The 24,883-nt window shown below is 71.6% G+C and carries 19 protein-coding genes and 1 riboswitch; of the genes, 10 read left to right on the top strand and 9 right to left on the bottom strand.

Annotation, left to right across the window (positions count from 1 at the left end):
- Positions 1-30 precede the first annotated feature (30 nt).
- The 3 genes from rsmA to AX018_RS05330 are packed head-to-tail and all read right to left on the bottom strand — an operon-like array spanning position 31 to position 4,723.
- Positions 31-792 carry a 16S rRNA (adenine(1518)-N(6)/adenine(1519)-N(6))-dimethyltransferase RsmA gene (gene rsmA, locus AX018_RS05340; protein WP_111876274.1) on the bottom strand — a complete coding sequence of 254 codons (762 nt, stop codon included), beginning with the start codon at positions 790-792 and terminating at the stop codon, positions 31-33.
- Positions 789-2,222 (bottom strand): peptidylprolyl isomerase, encoded by a 1,434-nt coding sequence (locus AX018_RS05335; protein ID WP_111876273.1) that lies wholly within the window; start codon positions 2,220-2,222, stop codon positions 789-791. The genes rsmA and AX018_RS05335 overlap by 4 nt, the downstream gene beginning before the upstream one ends.
- Positions 2,223-2,263: 41 nt before the next feature.
- A complete protein-coding gene (locus AX018_RS05330; RefSeq protein ID WP_111876272.1) occupies positions 2,264-4,723 on the bottom strand; it encodes an LPS-assembly protein LptD in 2,460 nt (819 codons plus the stop codon).
- A 94-nt stretch (positions 4,724-4,817) separates the two neighbouring features.
- Between AX018_RS05330 and AX018_RS05325 the strand changes: the two genes are divergently transcribed.
- The 8 genes from AX018_RS05325 (at position 4,818) to AX018_RS05290 (ending at position 15,494) form a co-directional block, all read left to right on the top strand.
- Positions 4,818-5,936: an aminoglycoside phosphotransferase family protein gene (locus AX018_RS05325; protein ID WP_111876271.1), complete on the top strand. Its 1,119-nt coding sequence runs from the start codon at positions 4,818-4,820 to the stop codon at positions 5,934-5,936.
- Between the two features lie 84 nt (positions 5,937-6,020).
- Entirely contained in the window at positions 6,021-6,743 is a 723-nt protein-coding gene (locus AX018_RS05320; RefSeq protein WP_111876270.1) for a 16S rRNA (uracil(1498)-N(3))-methyltransferase, read from the top strand.
- An 8-nt stretch (positions 6,744-6,751) separates the two neighbouring features.
- Positions 6,752-8,164, top strand: a complete 1,413-nt coding sequence (locus AX018_RS05315; RefSeq protein WP_245951441.1) for a hypothetical protein — start codon at positions 6,752-6,754, stop codon at positions 8,162-8,164.
- Between the two features lie 48 nt (positions 8,165-8,212).
- Entirely contained in the window at positions 8,213-8,896 is a 684-nt protein-coding gene (locus AX018_RS05310; protein WP_111876268.1) for a hypothetical protein, read from the top strand.
- Positions 8,897-8,900: 4 nt separating this feature from the next.
- Positions 8,901-11,735, top strand: coding sequence for an ATP-binding protein (locus tag AX018_RS05305; RefSeq protein ID WP_111876267.1), 2,835 nt, complete (start codon positions 8,901-8,903; stop codon positions 11,733-11,735).
- Between the two features lie 40 nt (positions 11,736-11,775).
- Positions 11,776-12,945, top strand: coding sequence for a hypothetical protein (locus AX018_RS05300; protein WP_111876266.1), 1,170 nt, complete (start codon positions 11,776-11,778; stop codon positions 12,943-12,945).
- A 251-nt stretch (positions 12,946-13,196) separates the two neighbouring features.
- Positions 13,197-14,273 (top strand): GGDEF domain-containing protein, encoded by a 1,077-nt coding sequence (locus AX018_RS05295; RefSeq protein ID WP_111876341.1) that lies wholly within the window; start codon positions 13,197-13,199, stop codon positions 14,271-14,273.
- A 33-nt stretch (positions 14,274-14,306) separates the two neighbouring features.
- Positions 14,307-15,494, top strand: a complete 1,188-nt coding sequence (locus AX018_RS05290; protein WP_111876265.1) for an MFS transporter — start codon at positions 14,307-14,309, stop codon at positions 15,492-15,494.
- 101 nt (positions 15,495-15,595) lie between these two features.
- On the opposite strand, the gene AX018_RS05285 is transcribed toward AX018_RS05290, so the two are convergent.
- The 5 genes from AX018_RS05285 to AX018_RS05265 form a co-directional block, all read right to left on the bottom strand.
- A complete protein-coding gene (locus AX018_RS05285) occupies positions 15,596-17,074 on the bottom strand; it encodes a M20 family metallopeptidase (protein ID WP_111876264.1) in 1,479 nt (492 codons plus the stop codon).
- A gap of 172 nt (positions 17,075-17,246) precedes the next feature.
- A complete protein-coding gene (locus tag AX018_RS05280; RefSeq protein ID WP_111876263.1) occupies positions 17,247-19,271 on the bottom strand; it encodes a methyl-accepting chemotaxis protein in 2,025 nt (674 codons plus the stop codon).
- A gap of 660 nt (positions 19,272-19,931) precedes the next feature.
- Positions 19,932-20,516 (bottom strand): methionine biosynthesis protein MetW, encoded by a 585-nt coding sequence (gene metW, locus AX018_RS05275; protein WP_111876262.1) that lies wholly within the window; start codon positions 20,514-20,516, stop codon positions 19,932-19,934.
- Positions 20,513-21,643, bottom strand: coding sequence for a homoserine O-succinyltransferase MetX (metX, locus tag AX018_RS05270; RefSeq protein ID WP_111876261.1), 1,131 nt, complete (start codon positions 21,641-21,643; stop codon positions 20,513-20,515). Before metX ends, metW begins: the two co-directional genes overlap by 4 nt.
- Before the next feature lie 122 nt (positions 21,644-21,765).
- The gene (locus tag AX018_RS05265) at positions 21,766-22,344 is read right to left on the bottom strand and encodes a TMEM165/GDT1 family protein (RefSeq protein ID WP_111876260.1); all 579 of its coding nucleotides are present in this window, start codon (positions 22,342-22,344) and stop codon (positions 21,766-21,768) included.
- Between the two features lie 23 nt (positions 22,345-22,367).
- A riboswitch (yybP-ykoY riboswitch) is annotated at positions 22,368-22,547 on the bottom strand.
- A 277-nt stretch (positions 22,548-22,824) separates the two neighbouring features.
- Between AX018_RS05265 and rbp (AX018_RS05260) the strand changes: the two genes are divergently transcribed.
- Positions 22,825-23,202, top strand: a complete 378-nt coding sequence (gene rbp / locus AX018_RS05260) for an RNA-binding regulator (RefSeq protein WP_111876259.1) — start codon at positions 22,825-22,827, stop codon at positions 23,200-23,202.
- A 258-nt stretch (positions 23,203-23,460) separates the two neighbouring features.
- Complete coding sequence (gene rbp / locus AX018_RS05255; RefSeq protein WP_111876258.1) at positions 23,461-23,997, top strand: RNA-binding regulator; 537 nt, start codon at positions 23,461-23,463, stop codon at positions 23,995-23,997.
- An 89-nt stretch (positions 23,998-24,086) separates the two neighbouring features.
- Here the strand turns inward: rbp (AX018_RS05255) and AX018_RS05250 are convergent, their stop codons facing one another.
- The gene (locus tag AX018_RS05250; protein ID WP_111876257.1) at positions 24,087-24,872 is read right to left on the bottom strand and encodes an SDR family oxidoreductase; all 786 of its coding nucleotides are present in this window, start codon (positions 24,870-24,872) and stop codon (positions 24,087-24,089) included.
- Positions 24,873-24,883 lie beyond the last annotated feature (11 nt).

Below are 24,883 nucleotides of genomic sequence, written 5' to 3'. Positions count from 1 at the left end.
TGCCTTTTTCTGCCCCGCCCCGCACGGACGTCACAGGGCCAGGGCCAGATCCACGTATTCCTGCACCGGCACCTCTTCGGCGCGGCGCTGGGTATCGAAGGTTCCGGCAAAGGCCCGGGCTTCGAGCCACCGGCCCAGCGTATGGCGCAGCAGCTTGCGCCGCTGGCTGAACGCCACCTGCACCAGCTCGGACAGCAGTTCCGGCGCCACGGACGCCGGCCGGGCGTGCGGGACCATGCGCACCACGGCACTGTCCACGCGCGGGGGCGGATCGAAGCTTTCGGGCGGCACGAAGAGCACGTCCTCCATCGCATAGCGCCACTGCAGCATGACCGACAGCCGCCCGTAGGCGGCGGTGGCCGGCGCGGCCACCATGCGGTCGATGACTTCCTTCTGGAGCATGAAGTGCTGGTCCTCGATGGCCTGCACGTGGTCCAGCAGATGGAAGAGGATGGGCGTGGAGATGTTGTAGGGCAGGTTGCCGACGACCCGGACCCTGCCGGCGCCCAGCGCGGCAGCAACGGCGGTGAAGTCCACCTTGAGCACGTCGGACTCGATCACGTCGAGCTGGCCATGCGCGCGCAGGCGCGCGGCGAGGTCGCGGTCCAGCTCGACGACGGTGAGGCGCCCCAGCCGCTCCACCAGCGGCTGCGTGAGCGCGGCCAGCCCCGGGCCGATCTCGACCATCGGCTGGCCGGGCGCAGGCGCGATGGCGCGCACGATGGCGTCGATGATGGCCTGGTCGGCCAGGAAGTGCTGGCCGAAGCGCTTGCGCGGGATGTGCGGCTTCATTGGGGCGCGTCGCGGTACTCCACGTACGCGCGAGCACGGGCCTCCTGCGCCCAAGTGGCGAAGGCCTCGTCGAGCTTCTTCTCGCGCACGGTGTCGCGGACCATGTCGCGCTGCTCGCGCTGCGTGAGCTTGGCCTCGCGGCGCTCCAGCAGCTGGATCAGGTGCACGCCGAAGCGCGACACCACGGGCGGGCTGATCTCGCCCGGCTTGAGCGCGTCGAGCGCCTCCTCGAATTCGGGCACGTAGCGACCCGGGCCGGCCCAGCCGAGGTCGCCGCCCTGCTTGGCGCTGCCGTCCTGCGAGTATTCGCGCGCGAGCGTGGCGAAGTCGGCCTGGCCGGAGACGACGCGGCGGCGGTACTCGGCCAGCCGCTCGGCGGCCGCGGATTCGCTCAGCTGCGGGCCGGCGCGCAGCAGGATGTGGCGGGCATGGGTCTGCACGGCCGTGTTGGGGATGCCCGCGCGCGAGCGCTCGATCACCTTGAGCACGTGGAAGCCCGCGGGCGAGCGCACCGGGCCGGCGATGCCGCCCACCGGCAGCTGCTGGGTGGAGCGCAGGAACAGCTCGGGATAGCGGTCGGCCGGGCGCAGGCCGAGCTGGCCGCCGTTGGCGCTTCCGGGAGCGTCGGAGAACTCGCGCGCCACCTGCCCGAAGTCTTCGCCGCCGCGCACCTTGTCGGCCGCCTGCTGGGCGCGCTGGCGGCGCTGCTCCACCACGTCCGGCGTGGCATTCTCGGGCACGGTGACGAGGATGTGGCCGAGGTTGAGCTCGATCTTGGAGAGGTCGGCCGCGGAGGTCTGTTGCTGCTCGCGCATGTACTGATCGACCTCGACGTCGCTCACGCGCACGCGCGACTCCACGTCGCGCTCGCGCAGGCGCTGGATCAGCAGCTGGTTGCGCAGCTCGGTGCGGAAGCGGTCCGTGCTGATGCCGTCGGCGGCGAGGCGGCGGTGCATCTCCTCGATGCTCACGTTGTTCTGGCGGGCCACGGACTGCTCGGCCTGGGAGATGGCGAAGTCATCCACCTTGAGGCCGCTTTCCGTGGCCATCTGCACCTGGATCTTCTCGTTGATGAGGCGTTCGAGCACCTCGCGCACCAGGACCTGGCGCGAGGGCTGCTCGCCGCCCTGCGCGGCGAGCTGGTGCTCCAGGCGCAGGACGCGGGCCTGCACTTCGTTGTTGGTGAGCGGCTCGGTGTTGACCACGGCCACGATGTAGTCGGCCTGCCGGGTCGCGGCCGGGCCGCGGGAGGCGCCGGGGTCGGGCAGCGCGATCGACGGGGCGGCGCGCAGCGACGGCGCGGCCGAGGAGGGTGCCGACAGCCCGGAACCGCCCGGGGAGCGCAGGCCCTGCGCGCCGGCGCCGGCCGGAGCGAGGGAGACGAGGGCGGCCATGCACGCCAGGCCCAGGGTGAATGCACGTGGGTTCATGTGGAACGTCGGGGTCGGAAAGCGGGGTGAATCGGAAACGCTCAGTCGTAATTGCTGAAACGGCTCGGCGGGGAGACCTGCTCGCGCAGGTACTGGTAGCGCGGGATGTTCTGCTTCAGGGTCGTGAGCGGGTTGGAGCCCAGCGACAGGCGCGAGAAGCCCACGAACTCGATCTGGAACAGCAGGCGCGTGTTGGTCGTGGTGACGCTGCTCTGCAGGCGTTCGAGCACCACGCGGCCGATCCAGCAGCAGCTGTCGTATTCGAAGCCGATCACGGTGTCCACGAGCTTGCGGTCCTGCAGGCTGTAGTTGAGGCGGCCCACCGAGTACCAGCGGCCACCGCCCTGCCCGCGGCCCGGGCCGAGGTCCTGGCCGCGGTCGCCCCAGAGGTCGTTGATGGGCCACTGCCAGCCCACGTCGATCTGCTCGCTGGTGCCGCGTTGCAGGCGGTAGGCCGCGCTCAGCACCCGGTAGTTGCCGGGGTTGTAGCGCGCGCCCACGGTGGAGCGGATGGAGCGGCCCGTCTTGGGGTTGTACTGCACGGTGGAGTCGAAGCCCCAGCGCGGCGTCCAGTTGATGCCGGCGCCCAGCAGCACGTCCGAGAGGCGCTCGCTCACAGGCGACTCGCCCGGCAGCACGACGTTCTGGTCGCTGAAGCGCACGCGCTGGGCGATGCCGAAGCGCGCGGCCTCGGCGCCGTCGACCGGATCGAGCAGGCGGGTGGTCACGCCCAGGGTGAGCAGGTTGTTGTCGGCGATGCGGTCGCTGCCGCCGTAGGCGTTCTCGGTGTAGATGGTGGCGAAGTTGAAATCGGTCGCCGCCGTGTCGTACACCGGGATCAGGCTCTGGTCGCGGTAGGGCGTGTAGGTATAGAAGGCGCGCGGCTCCAGCGTCTGCAGGAAGCTGCGGCCGAAATACCGGGTGTCGCGCTCGAACACCAGGCCGCTGTCCACGCTGAAGGTGGGCAGCGCGCGCCTGGCACTGCGCTGGCCGTTGGCCAGCGCGCTGTCGAAGTCGTACTGCGTGGCATGGAACTGCACGCGCGGGGTGATGAAGCCCGAGGGCGCCAGGAACGGCCGGCTCACCTGCGCCACTGCGTAGCTGCGGCGCGCGTTGGGCTGGCCCGTGAGCGCGCGGTTGGCCTGGAAGTCGGTGTAGTCGGCCTCCACGCTCGCATCGAGGCCGTAGGGCAGCGCCGAGGGCATGTAGCCCCAGTGGATCTGGGGCATGCGGTCGTAGGGCGGGACGATGGGCGCGTTCACGTCCTGCAGGGTCTGCCATTTCAGCGTGCGCAGGCTCAGCGACATGTCGTAGCGGCCCCACGAGAGGGAGGCATCCGCCGGCAGCAGGCGCTGGGTGAGCTGCGTGAGCCCGCCGTTGGTGCGGGTGGTGAAGTCGCGCCAGTAGTTGTCGTCGCTCACGCGGTTCACGTCCAGGCTCAGGCCCACCGCGCCGAAGGAGGTGTCCAGCGAGCCCCGGTGCTTCACGCCCAGGCCCCAGCGTTCGCGGTCGCGCAGGCGGTCGGCGGGCATGTAGTCGGCGCGCAGCTCGCCGCTGTAGGTGGGCTCCAGATAGCGGAATTCGCCGTTGACATTCACCCCGCGCTTGGACATGACCGTGGGGGTGATGGTGGCGTCGCGGTTGGGCGCGATGTTCCAGTAGTAGGGCTGCGAATACTCGATGCCGCTCACGTTGTCGATGCCGATGGTGGGCGGCAGCAGGCCGGACTTGCGCTTGTCCGAGAGCGGGAACGTGAAGCTGCCGGGCACCGGCAGGACGGGCACGCCCTTGAACTCCAGCACGCCGCCCTCGGCCGTGCCCACCTGCTCGGCATTGTCGATGCGGATGGAGCGCGCGCGCACCACCCAGTCGGGCTGCCAGGTGGACTCGTCGTTCTTCTGGCAGGTGGTGTAGGTGGCCTGGTGCACCACGGCGCGGTCGCGGTCGATGAAGTCCACGCGGCTGGCGTCGCCATGGGCGCCGTTGATCAGGAAGCGGTAGCTGGCGTCGTCGAAGTAGCCCGAGAACGCATCCACCTGCAGCTCCAGCACCGAGCCTTCGTACACGTTGCCCGCGCGGTTGATGCGCACGCTGCCCCGCGCCTTGGCGAGGTCGTCGGGCACGTTGTAGTCGAGCCGCTCGGCGCGGATGACGGTGTCGCCGCGGCGCAGCTCGGCGTTGCCCTCGACGGTGGCGTTGATGTCGGGCTGGCCGGTGACGCGGTCGCCCCGCACGAAGATCGGCAGCTTCGGGCGCACGTCGTCGGGGATCTTCTCCTGCAGCAGCGGGCTGGAGCGCAGGGCCGGGGCAGCCTCGGCGGGCGTGGCGGCCCCGGATTCGCCCTGCGCGAGCACCGCCAGCGGAACGCCGCAGAGCATGCAGGCCGCCAGCCGCGCCAGCGCCCGGCGCTCGAACGCCGGCGGCTCGGTGCGCGCGCGGCGGCGCGCGGGCGAGAGGGAATGCGTCGGTCGGAGAGGATCGGGCAAGGAAGAGAGGTCCATGGATTCAACCGGTCGGCGGCGCACCCGCGCGAGAAGCGCCGGCGCCGCAGGCCACCCGGGCCGGAGAGGCCGGGTTTGTAAAATCGGATTATCCATGAGCCACCCCCGCCCCCCCTCCCCGGCCGCCGACGCCGGAGCCCGCACCGTTCCGTGGCCCGATGCCGCCCGCCGCGCCGCCTTCGAGGCATGGCTCGCCCCCCTGGCGGCCGCGCACGGCCTGATGCCCGCCAGCCTGCGGCCGGCCTCGGTCGATGCAAGCTTCCGCCGCTACCTGCGCATCGACGGTGCCGACGGCGCGAGCCGCATCGTCATGGACGCCCCGCCCGACAAGGAGGACTGCCGCCCTTTCGCGCGCGTGCAGCGCCTGATGGCGGACGCCGGCCTGAACGTGCCGCAGATCCTCGCCTGGGACGAGGCCCACGGCTTCATGCTGCTCACCGACCTGGGCTCCCAGACCGTGATCGAGCGCCTCGACCCCGAGCGGCCCGCCGACGCCCACGCCTGGTACCTGCAGGCCACCGACGTGCTGCTGCAGTGGCAGCAGGCCTCGCGCCCCGGCGTGCTGCCGGCCTATGACGAGGCACTGCTGCGCCGCGAGCTGGCGCTTTTCCCCGACTGGTACGTGGCGCGCCACCGCGGCGTGCAGCTCGCCGATGCGCAGCAGGCGGCGCTCGCGCGGGCCTTCGACGCCATCGTGGCGGAGAACCTCGCGGCGCCCCCGGTGTACGTGCACCGCGACTTCATGATGCGCAACCTGATGGTGCCGGGCGATGCCGGCGCGGCGCTCGGCGTGCTCGACTTCCAGGACGCGGTGCACGGCCCCGTGACCTACGACATCGCCAGCCTGCTGCGCGACGCCTTCATCAGCTGGGACGAGGACTTCGTCATCGACATTACCGTGCGTTACTGGGAGAAGGCCCGCCGCGCGGGCATCCTCGGGGCCGGCAGCGCCACCGGCTGGGGCGACGACTTCGGCACGTTCTACCGCGCGGTGGAGTGGATGGGCCTGCAGCGCCACCTGAAGGTGGCCGGCATCTTCGCGCGGCTCACGCTGCGCGACGGCAAGCCGCGCTACCTGGCCGACACGCCGCGCTTCATCGGCTACATCCGCGCCACGGCCGGCCGCTACCGCGAGCTGGCGCCGCTGCTGCGGCTCGTCGATGCGATCGAGGGCACCGAGGCGCCGACCGGCTACGCCTTCGGGCGGGTCTGACGGCCCCCGGGGGCCGTTTTTCAGGGTTTACCGGCCCATGTCGCCGTATTTGCTGATTCTTCAGCTACCAAAACAATAGCAAGAGTGAACACACCCCGCTTCCACTGCCCCGAGCCGCTCGCCAGCGGCGCGACGCTGGCCCTGCCGCCCTCGGCCGCGCGCCACGTGCAGGTGCTGCGCCTGCAGCCCGGCGACGCGATCACGCTCTTCGACGGGCGCGGCGGCGAGTACGCGGCCACGGTGGCGCGCATGGGCCGCTCCGATGTGGACGTGCTGGTGGGCGCGCACGACCCCGTGGAGCGCGAGGCCGCGCGCGCGGTGCACCTCGTGGTGGGCATGCCGGCCAACGAGCGCATGGACTGGCTCGTCGAGAAGGCCACCGAACTCGGCGTGACCCGCATCCAGCCCGTGGCGGCGGCGCGCAGCGTGCTCAAGCTCGCGGGCGAGCGGGCCGCCAAGCGCCAGGCCCACTGGCAGGCCATCGCGGCGGCCGCCTGCGAGCAGTGCGGCCGCAACCGCGTGCCGGAGGTCGGGGCGCCCGTCCCGCTGGCCGACTGGCTGCGCCTGCCCCCCGGGCCCGGCGCCGCGCGGCTGGTGCTCTCGCTGCGCGCGGGCAGCCGGCCCCTGGTGGAGGCCGCCGGCGCGGCCGCCGGTGTGCAGGTGCTGCACGGCCCCGAGGGCGGCCTGGCGCCGCACGAGGAAGACCTGGCGCTGGAGCACGGCTTCCTGCCCGCCAGCCTGGGCGCGCGCGTGCTGCGCGCCGAGACGGCCTCCGTCGCGGCGCTCTCGCTGCTGGCCTGCGGATGACGGCGCGCATGGCCACCACTACCCCGCCCAACCTCAGCCCCTGGAGCGACGCGCCGGGCGCCGACCTGCCCGCGCCGGACGACGCGGGCGAGGCGGCCGGCGCCCTCTTCGACTTCTTCCGCGACACCGACGCGGCCACCGACGACCCGCTGCTCTGGCGCATCGCGCGCGAGCAGGAGCTGTCGCAGGCGCTCAGCGGCCTCTTCCACGGCCCCGCCGCGCTGGTGCAGCTGCGCCTCTGGGCCTTCCTGCAGCTCGCGCGCCAGGGCGAGGCGCAGCTCGCGCGCGAGCGCATCGACGAGCTGTTCCACGCGCTGCGCCCCGAGGCGCTGGACACCGTGCTCAAGCGCTTTCGCGACGTGGGCCTGCTCGCCTGGGACGAAAGCGCCCGCACCTACGCGCTGCCGCCGCTCGCGCAGCGCGTGGCGGGCCTGCTCGCGCCGCTCGCGAGCGGCGAGGCCGCTGCGCAGGATGCCGAGGGCGGCGAGCTGGCCGCGCTGCTCGGGCAGGTGGTGGGCGCCAACCAGCTCGGCGCGCTCGACGCGGGCCAGCTGCAGATGCTGCAGGCGCAGCTCGCGCGGCTGCACGGCGAATTCGCCGATGCGATCGCGAGCGGCTCGGAGTTCCGCCTGCGCGCCGCGCGCCAGCGCTACGACCGCGCGGCCCAGCTCATCGACCGTGCCTCGGACGCCATCACGGCCATCATCGGCCACGCGCACGGCCACATCGCCATGGAGCGCGCCGCGCGCGCGCTGGGCCAGGCGCAGTCGCGCCTGCTGGCCATGGCCAGCCAGTTCAACCGCGCGCTGCAGCAGGTGGACCGACAGCGCGTGACGCTGGGCACCACCGGCATCACCAGCACCGACGTGAAGCGCTGGCTGCAGACGCTGCGCCAGCCCGCCGCGCTGGCCGAGGGCGCGCTCGCCGCGCCCGTGGGCCTGTGCGCGCTGGCGCCGCACGAGCTGCTGGACGTGGCCGAGGCCGAGTTCGAGCGCGACCGCCCCGCGCAGGGCCCCGCCGAGGACCTGCCCGGCGCGCAGGACGCGCCCCAGGGCAGCCTCACCGCTGTGGCGCTGCCGCGCGAGCTGGGCGACCTGGCCGACCTGCTCTCCGCCTGGGCGCTGGAGGGCGGCCCGCCCGCGCCGCGCGGCGTGGCCGAGGCGCTGCTCGGGGCCCGGCCGCAGGACGCGCGCTACGCCCAGGTGGCCTACAAGGCCCAGTTGCTGCCGCTGCTGGGCGACCCGCAGGCCGGCGTGCTGCCCGGCGCCACCGGGGCCCTGGCGCGCCAGCCCTGGCGCGTGCGGTGGGAGGCCGCCACGCAGGCGCTGGACCACGCGCAGGTGGAGCTGATGAGCCAGGGCCGCCTGGTGCCCGCCGACATGCCGCCGGACACCGAGGCACCGCCCGATGGCGCCGGCTGACACCGCCTTCTTCGTTTTCTTCCCTTTTTCCCGGATGGACCTCTGCCCATGGACGACGCCGCCCTGCTGATCGCAGAACTCCTCACGCGCCGCTGGCTGCCGCGCAGCCACCCGCGCGTCAAGCGCGCGCTGGTCGATGCCGAGCTGTTCGCCCAGGTCGAGCAGCGCCTGGCCCAGTCGGGCCTGCGCTGGATGGACAGCATCTACGCCGACCACGTGAGCGTGGCCCTGCTGGCGCCCGCGCAGAACGCCGTGCTGGGCGAGGCGGCGCTCAACGCCAACAACAACCTCGACCTGCCGCGCGACGCCCAGGCCCTGCTGGTGGTGCTGTGGGCGCTGATCGTCCTGCCCAAGCGCGAGCGCCAGACCAGCCGCACCGAGGCCGAGGGCGACGGCCAGAACGACTTCTTCCCCGGCGCCAAGCCCCTGCCCTCCGCACGGCTGGCGAGCCCCGTGCTGTCGTACAAAACCCTGCTGGAAGATTACGGCAACCAGCTCGGCAAGAAGCTGCGGCTGGACGCCAACCTCAAGCTGCTGGAGCGCCACGGCTTCATCCTGCGCCGCCAGGACGAGATCGCCGAAGGCCCGCTGCTGGACGTGCTGCTCGACTACGACGTGCTCGCGCCGCGCATCCTCGACGGCGCGCTGGCCGACGTGCTCGCGCGCGAGCGTGCAGCGGCACCGGCCACGGATGCCGCGCCGCCGCCCTCCCCCGAGTCCGAGCCCGCCTGACCCCATGTTCCACCTGCAATCCCTCGAACTCGTCCACTGGGACTACTGCCAGCGCGTCGCGCTGCCGCTGGACGCCTCCATCATCACCATCGCCGGCCCCAACGGCTCGGGCAAGACCACGCTGCTGGACGCCATGCGCACGCTGCTGGGCCTGCGCTGCTCGGCCCCGCGCGACTACCGCACCTACGCCCGCCACGCGGGCGCGCAGACCGCCTGGCTGCGCGCCGTGGTGGACAACCGGCCGCAGGGCCGCCAGACCTCCAGCCGCCCGTTCGCGCGGCGCCTGCTGTATGCCGACCAGGTCACGCTGGCCTGCCGCATCGACAAGAACGGCGGCGACTGGCAGCGCCGCTACTGCCTGCTCGATGGCGACGTCTCCATCGAGCAGCTGCGCGACACGCCCGAGAAAGACCTCGGCTTCATGGGCGTGGAGGCCTGGGGCCGCGTGCTCGGCGCGGCCGGCCTCTCGCCCGCCATCGCGCGCGTGCTCTCGCTGGAGCAGGGCCAGACCGACCGGCTCTGCGAATTCAGCCCGCGCGAGCTGCTGCGCCTGGTGTTCGACGTGTTCGGCGACCAGCAGGTGCTGGACGCCTACGACCAGGCGCGCGAACACCAGCAGCAGCTCGCGCGCGAGATGGTGCAGGCCGAGCGCGAGCTCGACCACAGCCGCACCCAGCTCTCCGAACTGCAGAACCGCGTGGCGAGCTACAAGGCTTGGCAGCTCAAGCTCGCCGAGCGCGAGCGCCTCGGCACCGAGGTGCTCCCCGTGCTCGGCTGGCACGGCGAGCGCGAGGGCCTCGCGAAGCAGGCGCGCGAGCTGCGCCGCCAGAAGACGCAGCACCGCACGGCGCTGGCCGAGCAGGCCGCGCAGAACAAGCGCCTGCTCACGCTGCTCCATGAAAGCACCAGCGCCCAGGCCGATGCCGAGCGCCTGCGCGCCGAGCGCGACGAGGCCCGCACCGCGCTGGACGACGCCACGCGCCACGAGGCGCCGCTGGAGCAGCTCGGCAAGCGCGAGGCCGAGCTGGCGGCCCTGGTGGACAAGGGCAGCAATGCCGACGAGCTGCAGGCCCACCTGCAGCAGCTGCAGGAGCAGGAATCCGGGGCGCAGGACGAGCGCTCCACCCTGCAGCAGCGCCGCCGCATCGCCCAGGACGCGCTCAAGGCGCTGGAGGGCCAGACCCTGCCGCCGCTGCCGGCCGAGGTGCAGCAGTTCCGCAAGCGCCTCACGGCCCAGGGCATCGGCCACCGCTTCGTCGCCGAGGTGGTGGAGGTGGCCGACGAGGCCTGGCGCGCCGCCATCGAAGGCGTGCTGCGCGGCCACCGCTGGGTGGTGCTGCTCGACAAGGACAGCGACCTGGCCGAGGCCTACGACATCGGCGAGCGTGAGCGCTACCGCCACTACCTCGTCGGCCCCGGCGAGAAGCCGGTGCGCGGCGAGCCCGGCACGCTGCTGGCGCACGTGCGCTTCACCGCGCCCGTGCCGCGCTGGCTGGTGCAGCAATTGCAGCAGCTGCGCTGCGTGGCCGACCCGCGCGAGGGCAAGCGCCTGGGCGGCACCTGGATCACGCCGCAGGCGTACATGCACGACGGGCGCGGCGCGCGCTCGATGTGGGTGGAGCCGCGCGACCACCAGTTCGGCGCCGCCGCCGTGCATGCGCGCCGCGCCGCCGCCGAGCGCGACCTGGCGCAGATCGACGCGCAGCTCGCGCCCGTGCTCGACCGCCTCATGGCCCTCAAGCGGCAGATCAACGACACGCGCCGCGCGCTCGAAGGCCACAGCGCGGCCGAGGAGCTCGCGCGCCGCAGCGACGAATTCGCCCAGGCCCGCGAGGCGCTGCCCGCCGCGCGGCAGGCGCGCATCGCCGCCGCCCAGCGCTGGCAGCGCCTGGACACCGAATCCACGCGCGCCCACGACCGCCACCGCGCATTCACCGACGAGCACCAGCGCCTGGAGCAGCAGCTCAAGCGTTCGCGCAGCGACACCGAACGCGCCGCACAGGAATGGACCGCGCGGCGCCGCACGCACCTGGACCACGCGCGGCGCAGCCAGGCGCAGCGCCGCCAGTTCCCCCCGCGCTGGACGGCCGCCGAGGCCCTCGCCGCGCTGGTGGAGTCCTACACGAACGACACGCAGGCCCGGCTGCGCCTGCAGGCCGTGGAGCAGGAGCTGGAGCAGGGCACCTGGGAGCAGGACGCCACCGTGGAAGAGCGCTTCCGCCGCATGGAGACCACCGTGCGCGAGCAGGCCCTGAGCCTCTCGGACCACCAGGTGAAGAATGCCCAGGCCGGCACCGCCGTGATGAATGCGCGCGAGAGCTACATCGAGGTGCTGCGCAGCACCGTGCGCCGCTACCGCAAGAACATCCAGGAGCTGGGCGCGCTCGCGGGCGTGGAGGTGGCGGCCGACCTGCCGCTGCTGGAGAACGACGACACCGTGCTCGCACAGGCGGGCCTGAAGGTGCACTTCGCCTTCGACGGCAAGGGCAGCATCGGCCTCAACGACGGCGAGGCCTCGGGCGGCCAGCAAGTCATCAAGTCGCTGATCCTGCTCGTGGGGCTGCTGAAGGACGAGGAAAGCGGCTCGGGCGGCTTCGTCTTCATCGACGAGCCCTTCGCCCACCTGGACGTGCGCAACATCCAGCTCGTGGGCCACTTCCTGCGCTCCACGCAGGCGCAGTACGTGCTGACCACGCCCATCACCCACAACCTCGAAGTGTTCGAGCCGGCCGAGATCACGCTGGTGACCAGCAAGAAGCCCCAGGGCTCGCGCTGGGCGCCGCCCATCGCCGTGGCCAAGCGGCGCGGGGTGCCGGAGCTGGCGCCCATGGCCGCGTAGGCCCGGGCGGACGGGCGGAAAACGTTCCGGGGGCATCGCCATGGCCGTGGTCACCACCACCCGCAGCCGCGCCCGGACCCGCGAGAGCGACGCGCCCTTCGCCGCGCTGCCCCCGCTGAGCCCGCGCCAGGAAGCGCTGCTGCGCCGCTGGCTCGCCTCGCACGCCGCCGAGCGGCGCTGGCAGACCCTGCTGGAGGAAGCCGGCCAGGATCTGCTGGAATGGGCCGACGACCTGCTGGAAGCGCTGGTCGCGGCGGGCGCGGCAACCGCCCGGGAAAGCCTGGTGCGGGGCACGTGGCGCGTCGAGCGGGTGGCCTGGCGCGACCTGCCCGCGCTCCAGAAAAGCCTGGGGCTGCGCACCGCGGACGAACGCCAGGCCGCCCGCGACGGCACACGGCAGCAACTGGCCGCGCTGGCGCAGGAGCACCCCTGGCTGGAGGCCGCGGTCGCCAGTTGCCTGCGCGGCGCCCTGGGCGCCGGCATCCTGAACGCCCGCGCCGAACTGCTCCAGGCCCTCGCGACGTGGCATGCCGAGCAGCGCTTCGGGCTGCGCAGGAACTTCGCGCAGCATGCGCGCCAGGGCACCAAGGACATCACCCCGGCCGAATGGAAATGGCTGGAGGCGCACGTTCCGCTCGAATCCGTGGGCATCGAGCGCCTCGCCTTCATCCTCTGGCTGGGCGGCACGCTCTCGCTGGAGACCGCCCGGGGCCGCATCGACGCGGGCGCCGCGGGCTTTTGCGGCCTGCCCATGAAAGCCCTGGGCGACGGCACCCGCGTGGCGGCCCCGCCCCGATGCTACTGGCTCATCGAGAACCGCACGAGCTTCGAGCGGCAGGCCGCGCAGGCCGAGCCCGGCACCTGCGTGGCCTGGCTGCCCGGCCGGCCGCCGGACGACTGGCTGGCCGCGCTGGGCTGGCTGCTCGACCGGGCGCCCGCGCCGGCCCGCATCAGCTGCGACCCCGACCCCGCCGGCATCGAGATCGCGCTCACCGCCGGCGCCCTGTGGCAGTCGCGCGGGCTCGAATGGGGCCCCCACCGGATGGCGCCCGAGCACTGGCAGGACGGCCCCACCCTGCCGCTCAACGCCTTCGACCGCGGCCTGCTGGCCCGCCAGGCGGCGCGGGGCGCCCTGCCGGAGCCCCTGGCGCAGCTGCGCGACGCTCTGGAGCGCCTCGGCTGCAAGGCCGAGCAGGAGGCATGGCTGTGAACCCGGGCGGCACGGCCCGCCGCCGCTTCTAGGTTCTAGGGTTTCCCCGCAACCGGCGGCGCGGCCATTGTCCTGGCACGGGTCCGTGGAGTACAACCACCGGCGGCGTCGCCCCGCGCCCGAAGGAGACCACCACGGTGCCAGAATCGCCCGCGCCCCGGCCCCCCGCCCTCCCCGACGGGAAGTCCGCGGGGTCGCGCGTGCTCGACGCCCTCCTCACCACCGACCGGCGCCAGCGCCTCCGGCTGTCCATGGCCGGGCTCGCGGCGCTGCTGATGGTCTGCTGCATGGTGGCGATGCACATCGCGGTGGCCGCGGGCCTGGCGGAGCCCGGTCCGGTGCGGGTCTGGACCCTCATGTCCACCGGCGGCCTGCTGCTGGTGTATGCGCTCATCCGCTGCGGCGTGTCGGCGCGCTGGGCCGATCCCTCCCTCACGCTGCTGCAGATCCTCTACGCGATCGCCTGCAATGCCGTGGCCTATGCCATCGGCGGGCAGGCCCGGGGCATCGCGCTGCCCATCCTCGCCGTGATCCTGATGTTCGGCATCTTCGGGCTGTCCCCGCGGCAGATGCTCGGCGTGATGGTGTACGCCATGGCCGCGTTCGGCACCGCGATCGCGGCGGTGGAGCTGCGCGGGGAACCCGGGCATTCGGCCGCGCTGTCGGCGGCCTACGGGATCATGATCGCCGTGGTGCTGCTGGGCAGCACCTTCCTCACCACGCGGCTGCAGGCCACGCGGGAGCAGCTGCAGCGCCAGAAACACGAGCTGGCCCAGGCGCTGGAGCACATCCGCGAGCTGGCCACGCACGACGAGCTGACGGGCCTGCTCAACCGCCGGCACATGCTGGAGCTGATGCGGCTGGAACAGCGGCGCGTGGCGCGCTCGGGACACCCGCTGGTGCTCGCGCTGATCGACCTGGACCATTTCAAGGCCGTCAACGACACCCACGGCCACGCGGCCGGCGACCGCGCGCTGCAGGCCTTCGCCCGGGCGGTGCGCCAGTCCGTGCGCGACTCCGACGTCGTCTCGCGCTGGGGCGGCGAGGAGTTCGTGCTGATGCTCTGCAACACCCAGCCCGGCGACGCGCGGGCGCTGCTGGAGCGCGTGCGCGAAGCGGTGGAGCGCCTGCGCATCGCCCACCACGGCGCGAAGGCCGCAGCGCCTGCGGAGCCGCTGCGCATTACCGTCTCCATCGGCTTCGCGCTGCATGCCCTGGGGGAAACCGCCGAGGACACCCTGGAGCGCGCCGACAAGGCCCTCTATGCGGCCAAGGCCGCGGGCCGCAACCGCACGGTGGAATCGCTCCCGGCCCCGGCCGCCCCTTGACCTTGACACCATGCCAGAGTGCAAGATCGGCGCATGACCACGCACCGCCAGCACCTCGGCCTGCTCGCCCTTTGCCAGGGCCTGTTCCTCACCAACAACGTCGTCTTCATCGCCATCAACGGGCTCGTGGGCCTGCAGCTCGCGCCGCGCGGCTGGATGGCCACGCTGCCCGTGATGGGCTACGTGGTGGGCGGCGCCCTCTCCACCGGCCTCGTGGCGCGCGCGCAGCGGCGCTGGGGCCGGCAGGCCTCGTTCCAGCTCGGGCTGGCGGTGGCGGCCGTGTCGGCACTGCTGTGCGCGCTGGCGGTGTGGGCGCATGCCTTCTGGCTGCTGTGCGCGGCCACCGTGGTGGCGGGCTACTACAGCGCCAACGGGCAGCTCTACCGCTTCGCCGCGGCCGAGATCGCGCCCGAACCGCAGCGCGACAAGGCGGTGTCGCTGGTGATGGCCGGCGGCCTGCTGGGCGCGGTGGCCGGGCCCAACCTCGCCCACCACACGCGCGACCTGCTCGGCGTGCCGTTCATGGGCGCCTACCTGGCGCTGGTGGCCGTGGCGCTGGCGTCGATGGCGTGCATGGCCTTCGTGCGGTTTCCGCCGGTGCCACGGCGCGCGGCGGCGGACGGCGCGCCAGCAGGCCGGTCGGTGGCGCAACTGCTGCGCGACCCGGTGTTCGCGCTGGCGGTGGCGGGCGCGGCGCTCGGGTACGGCGTGATGAACCTGCTGATGGCCGCCACGCCGCTGGCCATGCAGGTCTGCGGCCACGGCTTCGGCGACGCCGCCTTCGTGCTGGAATGGCACGTGATCGGCATGTTCGCCCCCGGCTTCTTCACGGGCCACCTGATCCAGCGCTTCGGCGTGCTGCGGGTGATGGGCGCGGGCGTGGCGCTGAACGCGGCCTGCGTGGCCATCGCGCTCTCGGGCGTGGAATTGCCGCACTTCACGGTGGCGCTGTTCCTGCTGGGCGTGGGCTGGAACTTCCTCTTCACGGGCAGCACCGCGCTGGCGATGCGGTCCTGGCGGCCCGAGGAGAAGGACCGCGCGCAAGCCACGATCAACTTCGGCGTGTTCGCCACCATGGCGCTGACCTCGTTCGCCTCGGGCGCGCTGGTCACCACGCAGGGCTGGGCACTGCTGAACGTCGGATCGATCGCGCCCATCGCCCTCACGGGCGCCGGGATCGCCTGGCTGGCCCTGCGCCAGCGCAGGGCGCGGGCGGCGTGAACAGGTCGCCGCTCCGCCCTGGATGTTTGCTATCAATAATGTAGCTATTCAGCCAATAAATCCAGCGACATGCGGCACTTCTGGCACTCAAAGCGCCACGATCACCCCTGCGCGCCCAGCTCCGGCAGGCTCACCACCACCTGCGCCACGGCCGCCGTGAGCTTCTTGGCGTAGGGCACGTGCAGGAACTCGTTGGGGCCGTGGGCGTTGCTGCGGGGGCCCAGCACGCCGCAGACCATCATCTGCGCCGTGGGGAAGCCCCGGCTGAGCATGTTCATGAGCGGGATCGTGCCCCCCTGGCCGATGTAGCCGCAGGGCGCGCCGAAATGCGCCTGGCTGGCCGCGTTGAGCGCGGTCTCGAACCAGGGCTCGATCGCCGGGGCGTTCCAGCCGCTGGCCGCGCTGCCGGGCTCGAAGGTCACGCGGGCCTGGTAGGGCGCGTTGTCTTCCAGCAGGGCCTTGAGGGTCTGCACGCTCTGCGCGGCGTCCACCAGCGGCGGCAGGCGCAGGCTGAGCTTGAAGGCGGTGTAGGGCCGCAGCACGTTGCCCGCGTCCCGCAGGGCCGGCAGGCCCTCGGCGCCGGTCACGCTGAGCGTGGGCGTCCAGGTGCGGTTGACGAGCGCCTGCACCGGGTCGGCGGTGGTGGGCAGCGCGAACGCGGTGGAGCCGCCGCAGTCGTAGTGCGCCCAGGGAAAGCGCCGGGTGATCTCGTCGCCCAGGATGGCGGCCGTGGCGCGCGCCTGCGCGAGGCGCTCGGGCGGCACCTCGCAGTGGAAGCTCGCCGGCAGCAGGCGGCCGGTGGCGGAATCCTCCAGCCGGTCGAGCACCTGCCGCATGATGCGAAAGGACGAGGGCACCAGGCCCGAGGCATCGCCCGAGTGCACGCCCTCGGTCAGGATCTGCACCTTGAGCGTGCCGCTCACCATGCCGCGCAGGCTGGTGGTGAGCCAGAGCTGGTCGTAGTTGCCCGCGCCCGAGTCCAGGCAGATCACCAGCGCCACGTCGCCCAGGCGCGGGCGCAGCAGGTCAATATAGGGCAGCAGGTCGCGCGAGCCGCTTTCCTCGCAGGTCTCGATCAGGCCGACGATGCGCGGGTGCGGCACGCCCTGGCGCTGGATCTCCTGCACGGCGGCGATGCTGGCATAGACCGCGTAGCCGTCGTCCGCGCTGCCGCGGCCGTAGAGCTTGCCGTCTTCGTACTTGGGCGTCCAGGGCCCCAGGTCCTTGCGCCAGCCGTCGAACTCGGGCTGCTTGTCCAGGTGGCCGTACATCAGCACGGTCTGCTCCGACCGGGCGCGCGTGGCCTCCACCTCGAAGAACAGCACCGGGGTGCGCCCCGGCAGGCGCAGGATCTCCAGCCGCAGGCCCGGCACCTTCTGCGCCTCCACCCACGCGGCGGCGTTGCGCACCACGGTGTCCAGCAGGCCCTGCTGCTCCCAGTCGGGCGCGAAGCCGGGCGACTTGGCGGGAATGGCGATGTACTCGGTGAGCTGGCGCAGGATGTCGCCGTCCCACTGGCGGCCGATGTGCTCCAGCGCGTCGGCCGGCTGCAGGAGATGGGGGGCGGTGGGAGCGTTCATGGTCGTTCCAGGGGCATCGGGGAGAGGCGGCGGCCGCCCGGGCCGCCAGGGGCACGGGCCGCCATGGGGCGCCCGCGCGGCGGGCACCGGGATTGTCCCGCACCCCGGCGCCGCACACCACCGCGCGGCGCGGAACCTTCGCAATTGCCGGCCCGGAGCCGCTCCCGCGCCCTCAGCGCGGCAGCAGCGGCGCCGGGGCGGCGGCGCCCCGTGCCGCCCGCGCGGGCAACGCGGCCCGCGGCTCCGCCGCGAGCCGGAAGACACTCACCGCATCGGCCAGCCGCGCGGCCTGCTCGCGCAGGCTTTGCGCCGCCGCGGCCGACTGTTCCACCAGCGCCGCGTTCTGCTGGGTCATCTGGTCGAGCTGGCCCACCGCCGCGTTCACGTGCCCGATGCCCTCGGACTGCTCGGACGCCGCCGCCGTGATCTCCCCGACCATGCCGCCCACGCGCCGCACCGACCCCACGATCTCGTCCATGGTGCGGCCCGCGTCCTGCACGCGCCGCGCGCCGGCCTCCACCTTGTCCACCGAGCTGCCGATGAGCTGCTTGATCTCGCGCGCGGCCTCGGCCGAGCGGCCGGCCAGGCTGCGCACCTCGCCCGCCACCACGGCGAAGCCCCGGCCCTGCTCGCCCGCGCGGGCCGCTTCCACCGCCGCGTTCAGCGCCAGGATGTTGGTCTGGAAGGCGATGCCGTCGATCACGCCGATGATGTCCGCGATCTGGCGCGACGAGGCGTCGATCTCCGCCATCGTCGCCACCACCTCGCCCACCACCTGGCCACCGCGCTCGGCCACCTGCGCCGCCGAGCCGGCGAGCTGGTTGGCCTGGCGCGCCACGTCGGCCGACTGGCGCACCGTGCCCGTGAGCTGGTCCATGCTCTGCGCCGTCTCGGCCAGGTGGCTGGCCGTGGTCTCGGTGCGCACCGACAGGTCCTGGTTGCCGCTGGCGATCTCCGCGCTGGCCGTGCCGATGCTGTCCACCGCCGAGCGCACCTGCTGCAGCACCTGCCGGTAGCGCTGGCGCATGCCCTCGACCTCGCGCACCAGCGCGCCCACCTCGTCGTCGCGGCGCGTGTGGAAGGCCTGCGTCAGATCGCCCTGGGCGACCGTCGTCACCGCGCCGGTCAGCTCGCGCAGCGGCCCGCTCACGCCACGGCGCACCATGGCGAAGATGCCCGCGCCGGTGATGAGCAGCGCCACGCCCATCGCGCCCCACATCCCCCAGTGCACGCGCCGCAGGCCGACCAGGGCCTCGGCATCGGACACCTCCGCCACCACCAGCCAGCCCGAGGGCGTGCGCGCGCGCATGGCCCAGGGCTGCGCGCCCTGCTCCGGCAGCAGCGGCTCCACGCCGCGCACGGGCGAGGCCGCCGCCCCGGGCTGCCCGCCCGGGCCCTGCAGCAGCGCGGCCAGGTAGTCGCCCGCCTTGGGATAGGCCTCCAGCACCTTCTTGCCCGCGGCGGTGGGGTGCGCCACGAACACCGCGTCCTGCGGCGACCGGCGCGGGTCGATCACGTACACGCCTCCGTGCTCGTAGAAGCGTGCCTCGGCCACCTGCCGGCGCGTGAGCTGCTCGAACACCGTCAGGTCGTTGCCCACGAACAGGATGGCGATGGTCTTGCCCGAAGCGTCCTTCACCGGCTCGTAGTGCGCCATGTAGGGCTTGCCGAACAGCATCGCGCGGCCGGCATAGGGCTGGCCCGCCAGCATCGGCGCATACGCCGGGCCCGCGCGGTCGAGCACCGTGCCCTGCGCCCGCTCGCCGCGCTCGTTCTTCACCGACGTGGTGATGCGCACGAAATCATCGCCCCGCCGCGCGAACACCGTCGCCACGCCGCCCGTGTCCTGGCTGAACTTGTCCACCAGCGTGTAGTCGCCGTTGACCACCGCGCCGAAGCTGCGCAGCTCGCCGCTGGCCGGATCGAGCTGCAGCGCCGGATCGAAACCCCGCGCGAAGGAGCGCGCCGAGCGCCGCACCAGCTCCAGATTGGCCTCGTCCACCGACTGCAGCGACTGGCCCACCGCATCGACCACATCGCCCACCCCCTCCTCGGTCTGCGCGCGCGCGGCCTGCGTGGTGACGGCCGTGATGGCCAGCGTCAGCACCACGAGCACCACGGCCACCAGGCCGATGGCCAGCAGGGCGACGCGGCGTGCCAGGGAACGCGGCGGAGGGGAGGAAAGGGGCGCGGTCATGGCGAAAACTTGATCTGTGTCAAAAAAGGGCGCGATTATCGTGAGTTTTTGTAACTTCACGCCCAAAGACACCGGATCGCGGGGCTTTATCGCCAGACGCTGGAAAATCCTGCCCCACGGCCCATGCCCCTGGAAGCCGTTCCAAGCCCCAGCGGCACCATGTCGGCATGGACAGTGCGCAGTGCGCTATGAAAAAGAGAGTCGATCCGCCGCCCTCCCGACCCCTCGGGCCCGCCATGGCCGGCGCACGAGCTTGGCCGCGGGGGGCCGCGACCGTGGGCTGGCCGCAACGCCCGTGGCCGGGCGCCCCCGTCAGCAGGTGTAAGTGAATCCGTCGCGGCCGCCCCGGCGCGCGCGATCGGGGCACGCAGCGCAGCCATGGCCCGGGCCCTGGCGAGCCTTTGCCACCATGAGCGCGTGCGCCGGGACAGGACGAGCGGACCGGGCATGCCCGATCCGTTCACGGCGTCTCAGTTATCCATAGCGCTGCGCGCCACCCACGATGCATGAAACCGGCGCCGCGCCTCTCGCCCGGAGGCCGCGGAGCAGGCCACGCCAGCGGACGCCGTGGAGCGGGCTTGGCCCGGCCACCGGCGGCGTCCCCCTTCCCGCAGGAGAAGGGGGAAGGCGCGAAGCGCCACAGGGGGTTGTTGTTTCATTTCAGTCGTGCTCGAAGTGGAAAACGGCCGTGCCGGCCATCGCGTTCGGCAGGAAGCGCACCTCGCGCCCGTTCTGCAGGCCGAACGCATCGAGCACGCGCAGGTCGTTCTTGTGCGCGAGCACCTCGAAATCCTTGAACGTGCCCACGCGGATGTTGGGCGTGTCATACCACTGGTAAGGCAGCCGCCGCGTCACGGGCATGCGTCCGCGCAGCACCGACAGCCGGTTGGGCCAGTGCGCGAAATTGGGGAACGCGACGATGCCCGCGCGGCCCACGCGCGCCGTCTCGCGCAGCATCACCTCGGCATTGCGCAGGTGCTGCAGCGTGTCGATCTGCAGCACCACGTCGAACGAGTTGTCGCCGAACATCGCCAGCCCCTCGTCGAGGTTGAGCTGCACCACGTTCACGCCGCGGCGCACGCAGGCCAGCACGTTCTCGTCGGAGATCTCCACGCCGTAGCCCGTGCAGCCGCGCTCGCGCTGCAGCATGTCGAGCATCGCGCCGTCGCCGCAGCCCAGGTCGAGCACCCGCGCGCCGTGGGGCACGAGGCGTGCGATCGCATGCATGGTGGATGGGTCGCTCATGCGGCGTTCTCCTTGGCGATGGCATCGAAATAAGAGCGCATCACGCCCAGGTAGCGCGCGTCGTCCAGCAGGAAGGCGTCGTGGCCGTGGGGCGCGTCGATCTCGGCATAGCTCACGTCGCGCCGGTTCTCCAGCAGCGCCTTGACGATCTCGCGGCTGCGCGCCGGCGAAAAGCGCCAGTCGGTGGTGAAGCTCACCAGCAGGAACTTCGCCCGCGCTCGCGCCAGCGCCAGCGTGAGGTTGCCGCCGAAGGCGAGCGCCGGGTCGAAATAATCCAGCGCGCGGGTGATGAGCAGATAGGTGTTGGCGTCGAAGTAGTCGCTGAACTTGTCGCCCTGGTGGCGCAGGTAGCTCTCGATCTGGAACTCGATGTCCTGCGTGCTGTACTTGGGCGCCAGCCCCTCGCGCAGCTGGCGGCCGAATTTCTCGTTCATCACGTCGTCCGACAGGTACGTGATGTGGCCGATCATGCGCGCGATGCGCAGCCCCCGTTTGGGCACCGCGCCGTGGCGGTAGAAATGGCCGCCGTGGAAGTCCGGGTCGGTCACGATCGCGCGGCGCGCGACCTCGTTGAAGGCGATGTTCTCCGCCGTGAGGTTGGGCGCGCTCGCCACCACCACCGCGTGGCGCATGCGCTCCGGATACTGCAGGGCCCACGACAGCGCCTGCATGCCCCCCAGGCTGCCGCCCAGCACGGCGGCGAGTTGCTGCACGCCCAGCCGGTCCAGCAGCCGCGCCTGGGCGTTCACCCAGTCCTCCACCGTCACCACGGGGAAATCGGCGCCATAGACCTCGCCCGTGTCGGGATGCGTGTGCATCGGCCCCGTGGAGCCGAAGCACGAGCCCAGGTTGTTCACGCCGATCACGAAGAACCGGTTCGTGTCCACCGGCTTGCCGGGGCCGATCATGTTGTCCCACCAGCCCTCGCTGCGGGGCTGTCCCTCGTAGACGCCGGCCACGTGGTGCGACGCATTGAGCGCGTGGCACACCAGCACCGCGTTGGAGCGGTCGGCGTTCAGGGTGCCGTAGGTTTCGTAGGCGAGCGTGTAGTCGCGGATCGACGCGCCCCCCTGCAGGGGCAGCGGGTCCGCGAAGTGCATGGATTGCGGTGTGGCGATGAACGGCATGAAAAGAAAAACCCGGCTTCGCCAAAAACGAGGCCGGGTCGCCGCTGTGCGCCATCGGTCATGTCTTTAGCTGGATTTATAGAGCGCCCGCAAGCGGTGGCAAATCGGCGCGTGAGCGGCGATTATGCCAAAGGCCCGCCGCCGGGAGCGAACAGCGCGATCAGCCCCAGCACCACGAAGATGACGGCCGACACCACGTGCACCGCGCGGATCGGCACGCGCCGCGTGATGCGCTCGCCCAGCCAGACCACGGGCGCGTTGGCGAGCATCATGCCCAGCGTCGTGCCCGCCACCACCCACCAGTAGGCGTTGTATTGCGCGGCCAGCATCACGGTCGCCACCTGGGTCTTGTCGCCCATCTCGGCCAGGAAGAACGCCACCAGCGTGGTGCCGAAAACGCCGAAGCGCGGGGCGGCGCCGGTGTCATCGTCGTCCAGCTTGTCGGGGATGAGCATCCAGGCCGCCATCGCGATGAACGACAGCCCCAGGATCCAGCGCAGGGTCTGCGGGCCGATGACGGTGGTCACCCACGCGCCCACGGCGCCCGCGAGCGCATGGTTGGCCGTCGTGGCCACGAGAATGCCCAGCACGATGGGCCAGGGCTTGCGGAAACGGGCCGCGAGAACGAGGGAAAGGAGTTGGGTCTTGTCGCCCATCTCCGCAAGGGCAACGATGGACGTCGAAACGAGGAAGGCTTCCATAGGTCGTGGGGTATATCCGGCCGGATATATGAGCAGACAGCATTGACTGCACCCCGACTCCGGCCATTGGATCGGCATGCAGTCAATGGTCTCGCCCAGTTCGGCTGAACCGCATGCGCCATAGGCCGGGACGACCCAAGTTTGTTGACGCATGCCCCCGGGCACGCGTGGTGCCGGGCGGGCTACTCCCCAGAGACTGGCGCGATTCTAGTGCCCCCGGATGCGGTTTCTGTGCATCGCCTTGCCCCGCCAAGGCCTTTCAAAGTTCCCCAACCACGGGTAAATACCCACCCCAAACGTTGCAAGTACGCCAATCCGGCCCTCGCTTGCCAGAATAGATGGTTGATAATGATTTCGCTTTTCTGCTTGCAGGAATGCAAGTTGCGGTGATTGGTCGGTTTCGCGTCTCTGAAATCGTCACAGGTTTGCTGATTGCGTCGGGCTCCATCGCGTTTTTTTGTTTTTTTCCAGGAGTCCTTCATGGGCAACAAACTCTACGTGGGCAATCTGCCCTATTCCTTCCGCGACGACGATCTGCAACAGACGTTCAGCCAATACGGCGCCGTGGTCAGCGCCAAGGTCATGATGGAACGCGACACGGGCCGCTCCAAGGGTTTCGGCTTCGTCGAAATGGGCAGCGATGCCGAAGCACAAGCCGCCATCCAGGGCGCACACGGCCAGAATTTCGGTGGCCGCGACCTCGTCGTGAACGAAGCACGTCCCATGGAACCCCGCCCTCCCCGTAGCGGTGGCGGCTTTGGTGGCGGCAATGGCGGCGGCGGCTACGGCGGTGGCCGCAGCGGCGGCTTCGGCGGCGGCAATGGCGGTGGCTACGGCGGCGGCCGCAACAGCTACTGATCATCGGCTGGCAACGCAGTTGCCAAAAGATACAAAAAAGGGCATCCAAAGGCCCTTTTTTTATGCCTTGAAGGGGCATTCCAGACCCTTGCCCCGCTTGATCTTTTACACCCTTTATGGCCCATAATGCTCTGGCGAAATATTTTCGCGTTGCATTGCGGGGATCCGTCAGTTTCGCGCGTAGGGGCTCTTTGTGACCGACCGGCTGCGTTTTCGGGACTCCATCGCTTTTTCCATGTGTTTTTGAGGAGTCCCGTGATGGGCAACAAACTGTACGTCGGCAACCTGCCGTACTCCGTGCGCGACAGCGACCTTGAGCAGGCCTTCGGCCAATTCGGCGCCGTGACCAGCGCCAAGGTCATGATGGAGCGCGACACGGGCCGCTCCAAAGGTTTCGGCTTCGTCGAGATGGGCAGTGATGCCGAAGCGCAGGCCGCCATCAATGGAATGAACGGCCAGGCCCTGGGCGGCCGCAGCATCGTGGTCAATGAGGCACGCCCGATGGAGCCTCGCCCGCCCCGCAGTGGCGGCGGTTTCGGTGGCGGTGGCGGTGGCGGCGGTGGTGGTGGCGGCTACGGCGGTGGCCGCAGCGGCGGCGGTGGTGGCTATGGCGGTGGCCGCGGTGAAGGCGGCGGCTACGGTGGTGGCGGTCGCGGCGATGGCGGCGGCGGTGGATACGGCGGTCGCGGCGATGGCGGCTTCCGCAGCCCTTACGGCTCCGGCGCCCGCAATGGCGGCGGTGGCCGCGGTGGATATGGCGGCGGTGGCGGCAACAACAACGGCGGCGGCTACTGAGCCGTTACCTGCCAAGCCCCTCTGACCAAAGGCCCTTCGGGGCCTTTTGTTTTTTGATGCCGGCAAATACCCGGCTCGGCCCCCCTGACTCAGCCCGGGGTTTCCTGCCGATGCTTGCGGGGGCGGCCCGCCAGCAAACGGTCGAACACGCGATTGGGCAGCAGCCGCAGCAGCTTGGCCACCACGCCCATCTGCCAGGGAATCACGCGGTAGCTGGCCCCGGCATGGATGGCCGCATGTGCCTTTTCCGCGAAGTCGGCCGGCTGCATGAGGAACGGCATGGCGTAGCGGTTCTGGCGCGTGAGCGGCGTGTCGATATAGCCCGGGCAGAGGGTGACCACGCGCACGCCGCTGGGCCGCAACTCACCCCGCAGGCTTTCGCAGTAGCTGATGGCGGCGGCCTTGCTTGCGCAATACGCACCGTGCCCCGGCAAGCCGCGAATGCCTGCCACGCTCCCGATGCCCACCAGCGTGCCGCTGCGGCGCTGGGCCATGCCCTGCACGAAAGGGTGGAACGTCGCCGCCATGCCCAGGTTGTTGGTGGCGAAGGTCCGGGCCATGACCTCCAGATCCTCTCGCACCGCCGTGTCCATGCCGATGCTGATGCCGGCATTGGCGATCACCACATCGGGCAGGCCCTGCCGTGCGATGCACGCCTGCCCCGCCGCGACGATGCTGTCGGACTGGGCCACGTCGGCGCTGTAGATCTGATAGTCATCCACGCCCAGCCCGCTCGCGCCGGCCCAGGCCTGGATCTCCGCGGTGCGGCGCGCGACGAGGGCCAGCCGATAACCGGCCTGGTGATAGCGCAATGCAAGTGCCTGCCCGATGCCGCTCGATGCGCCAGTGATGAAAACCAGGGGACGATAAGTCATGGCGGTAGGTC

Origin of the sequence: Paracidovorax anthurii (assembly GCF_003269065.1) — a bacterium.
In the GTDB taxonomy this organism is placed as follows: Bacteria; Pseudomonadota; Gammaproteobacteria; order Burkholderiales; family Burkholderiaceae_C; genus Paracidovorax; species Paracidovorax anthurii.
The sequence above is the reverse complement of the archived record's forward strand: the minus strand, read 5'-3'. Positions and strand labels throughout refer to the sequence as shown.